Origin of the sequence: Thiocapsa sp., from assembly GCF_011390875.1 — a bacterium.
In the GTDB taxonomy this organism is placed as follows: domain Bacteria; phylum Pseudomonadota; class Gammaproteobacteria; order Chromatiales; family Chromatiaceae; genus Thiocapsa.
In genome coordinates this window covers 1-3,544 of sequence record NZ_JAABRP010000332.1, presented here as the reverse complement: position 1 = coordinate 3,544, position 3,544 = coordinate 1, and the positions used below count along the sequence as shown (strand labels likewise).

Below are 3,544 nucleotides of genomic sequence, written 5' to 3'. Positions count from 1 at the left end.
CAGGCGGCCTGTTCGTTCAGCACCACGACATCCGTGACCGCGAGCTCGCTGTGGGTGAGCGTACCTGTCTTGTCGAAGACGATAGTGTCCACACCGGCGAGGTGCTCGATCGCCTCGCCGCCCTTCATCAGGACGCCGTGCGCGGCGGCCTGGTACATCCCGGACTTGAAGGCGACCGGCGTGCCCAGCTTGAGCGCGCAGGAATAGTCCACGAGAAACACGGACTGCAGGCGGGTCAGGTTGCGGGTCACCCCGTAGACCACGGCACCCGTCCCCAAGGTCAGATAGACCCGCTGATCGGCAAGACGATCGGCCTCGCGCTGGGTGTCCGAGCGCTTGTCCAGCGACTCCTGGATAAAGCGGGAGATACGCGCGGTCGTGGTCTCATCGCCGACCTGCGTCGCCTCGATGCGCAGACGACCCTCGATCAGGACCGAGCCCGACACGGCACGGCGCGTCGCCTCCTTGCGCACCGGGACATCCTCGCCGGTGACGGCGGCCTGATTGACCAGGGCGCTGCCGCCGACGACGCGGCCGTCGACCGGGATGGTCTCCCCGGTGCCGACCACGACTACCTCGCCGGGCATGACCTGATCGCCCGGAATCTGCGTCAGCTCGCCGTCGCGATCGACCCAGGCCATCGCCGGCTCGGGTCGCAGCAGCTTGCGCAGCAGGCGGTCCGACTGGCGCTCGGTGCGCCGCTCCAGGAAGTTGCCGAGCGCAAGCAGAAAGTCGGTGATGTTCGCCGTGTAGAGCTCGCCTCTGGCCGCCGAGAGCCCGATCGCAAGCGCGTCCAGCACCTCGACCTTGATGCCCTTGCGGATCAGGGTCTCGGCACCGGTCCCCAAGGTCGAGGCGACGTTGGCCACCGTCAGCGCGACCTGGAGCGGGCGGTTCAGGAAAGGCAGGAGTGCGATGGTCGCCGCGGCGGTGACCATGGGGGCGATCTCCGCCTCGCGCGACCCGCCGCCCGTGAAACCGGGCTCGATCCGCGGCGAATAGGCATCCAGTCGTCGGAGCACGGCGTCGCGGGCGCCGGCGGATTCGCGATAGACCACCACCATACTGCGGGCGCCGCAACTCGCCCGTGCGCTTGTGACGACGCCGAGTGGGTCCATCCAGTCTTCCAGGTCGTCGGGGTCGAACCCCGGCGCGCCGAGCGCCGGCACGCGCAACCGCAATCGCCCGGGAAGCTCATGGACGATGCGATAGCGCATGTCGAGTGGCGGCAAGCCGGCGGTCATCATCGGGTCAATCCACATCCGGCGCGCGTGACGCGCAGACCAAGCGGGCTAGGGTGCGTCGCGAAAGACGGCCGTCGCAGAACACGGGTCCGAGCAATCGACGTCCTCGAACAACCAAACCGCGTCTGCCGCCGAGGCTTCGGGCGTGGCAACGTCGGGCCCGGGCACGAACAACCCATGTCATCACGACGACGTGGTTGACTTGGACTGGGCCGCATGATGCAGCTCGGCCTCCGCGTCATGAAAGCGTTCCTTGGCTTCCTCGATGCCGCCTTGCAGTGCCGACCAGACCTGGACGACGCCTTTGATCGCGGTGCGCTGGACGCTTTCGTTGGTGAGCAAATAGGTCGCAGCAGCGCCGATCAGCAGGCCCTTCAGGAAGCGATCGTTGCCAAAGTCGAGGAACGAGCTTGATGGCTGCGCCTGCAGAGGATAGGCGTAACCGGCCGGCATCGTGCCGTAGCCTTGCGCGTATCCATATCCCGGTGCGGCCGACCCGTAGGCGGCATAAGCGCCCATATGAGAGGCTTGGCTACCGGCTTGGACCTTGTGCGCCTGTGCGCCCGGGTCGGCCGCCATCGGGTAACCGTAAGGGTAATAAGGGCTGTTCATGTCGATCCGTCTCCGTGTGAAAGTGCCGGCAGCGCGGCCGCTGGCCGGTCGGAAGTGATAAGGGACGAGACTCATCGGGTGTCGCCGAACGATCGGTACGCTTAGGGGGCGTTCATGGGGCGCGTATCCGGCGCGCACGGCTGGTTCCCTGACGGGGCGAGCGTCGGTGACGGGGGCGCACCCGTCGAGGCCGACCGCGCCCGAGCCTTGAACACGGAGCGCGCGAGCAAGACGAGGGCAGCCCCGGCGAGGAGACCGCCGATCCCTTCGGCCAGGTTTTTGTGCACGCCGTGGCGTTGACGCTGCCGATGATCACTCATGGGCGTCGCCCCGTGCCTCTGCCCAACGCTGCAGACCGTAGAGCGCCAAGGTGCCCGCCGCGAACATGATGCCGAGACGCATCAGGCCCTGTTCGGCGACGCTGGACGCAGCCGCACCACCGATGGCGGTGGCCACGGCTGCGGCGATCGCCGTCTTGCCGGTCTCGGAGACCGCCGCGGTTGTGGTCAGGTCGCCGGACTCGACGCGTTGCAGATTGGATGCGGCGGCGACACTGCCGCCGACGACAGCGCCCAAGGTGGCGAGTCGGACCAGGGTCGCGCAGTCCGCGCCGCCGGTTCGGGTCGCGGGTTGAACCTGTGCTTGAACGAGCCCGTGATCAGACATCGGATGGTTCCGCCCGATCTGTCGGCCGTGGTCGCTGCGGGCCTTCCTTGACGCGATCGACCCCCGTCTTGACCACCGATTTCGCCTTCGCGCCCGTCTTGAACAAGGCACCTTGAACGGATTCGTTCGTCAACACGAGGACGGCCGCGGCGCCTAGGAGTGCGCCTTTCCAGAATTCCGAATCTTCCAGATTCAGCATCTTGGACAGACTCGACAAACCGTTGCCTCCGTTGGCGATCTCGTCGACCAGCTCCGACATGCCGGGGCCTCGCGGTCCGTGACCGGTGCCGGAGACGGGCGGGTGAGCGGGCATGGCGCCGAAAGGCGGGGCGTAGCCGGGGTGAGGCATGCCGGGCGGGACCAGACCGGAATAGGGCGGCGGCGAGGGATAGCCGGCGTGCGCTTGGGCTTGGGCATGATAGGCCGCCCAGTAAGGATCGAATCCCGGCGCGAGACCATAGCCTGCCGGGTGCGGCGCCGGACCCGGATACATGCCCGGAGTGGGGCCTTGCGACATCCCCGAGTAGGACGGGGGTGCCCCGTATCCGGGTTGACCGAGGTGCGCCCCCGGTCCGGGATAACCGCCGGCCATGCCGGTGTGAGGGCCGTTCGGAGGGGGCGCGTTTGCGCCCTGAGTCGGGGTCGTATGAAAGGCGGCTGCGCCGGGGGCGAAACCCGTTGCGGCCGCGCCTTGCCGCGGTGAATCCGCCGCCGCCGGCTGACTGGCTGCCGCCGTGTGTCCCTGTTGACCGTTGCCGTGATCGCTCATGCTCAGTGTTCCTTGTCGGTGTTCGATCGAGTCGGCACAGCGCCGGCTCGCCACAAGTGATACTAAGCGAATGGTAACGGTTCTTGTTTATGTTCTCAACAAGGCATGATGCGACGCGTCTTGCGGCGCCTAAACCGCGCTAAACCGCGTGCAGAGCGACATGCGTAGTTTTCATTTTGCGTTTGGCTTCGGAGATGTCCTCGACTCCGGTGAGACGCGGTTTAGAATTTAATATTTTTTAAGACTTTAAACC

4 protein-coding genes are annotated in these 3,544 nt (G+C 66.6%); all 4 read right to left on the bottom strand.

The genetic code is table 11. From position 1 onward, the window contains the following. Positions 1-1,247: HAD-IC family P-type ATPase (locus GPT33_RS17970; RefSeq protein WP_296811802.1), on the bottom strand; the 1,247-nt coding region annotated here is incomplete at its 3' end. Between the two features lie 180 nt (positions 1,248-1,427). Beyond that, positions 1,428-1,856 (bottom strand): hypothetical protein, encoded by a 429-nt coding sequence (locus tag GPT33_RS17965; RefSeq protein WP_296811799.1) that lies wholly within the window; start codon positions 1,854-1,856, stop codon positions 1,428-1,430. A 312-nt stretch (positions 1,857-2,168) separates the two neighbouring features. Further along, the gene (locus tag GPT33_RS17960) at positions 2,169-2,522 is read right to left on the bottom strand and encodes a hypothetical protein (RefSeq protein ID WP_296811797.1); all 354 of its coding nucleotides are present in this window, start codon (positions 2,520-2,522) and stop codon (positions 2,169-2,171) included. Further along, positions 2,515-3,291, bottom strand: coding sequence for a hypothetical protein (locus GPT33_RS17955; protein WP_296811795.1), 777 nt, complete (start codon positions 3,289-3,291; stop codon positions 2,515-2,517). Before GPT33_RS17955 ends, GPT33_RS17960 begins: the two co-directional genes overlap by 8 nt. Between the last annotated feature and the right edge of the window lie 253 nt (positions 3,292-3,544).

What these genes read in the sequence shown, in the direction of transcription:
- GPT33_RS17965 (WP_296811799.1), bottom strand. Translation starts at nt 1,856, where the DNA reads ATGAACAGCCCTTATTACCCTTACGGTTACCCGATGGCGGCCGACCCG.
- GPT33_RS17960 (WP_296811797.1), bottom strand. Translation starts at nt 2,522, where the DNA reads ATGTCTGATCACGGGCTCGTTCAAGCACAGGTTCAACCCGCGACCCGA.
- GPT33_RS17955 (WP_296811795.1), bottom strand. Translation starts at nt 3,291, where the DNA reads ATGAGCGATCACGGCAACGGTCAACAGGGACACACGGCGGCAGCCAGT.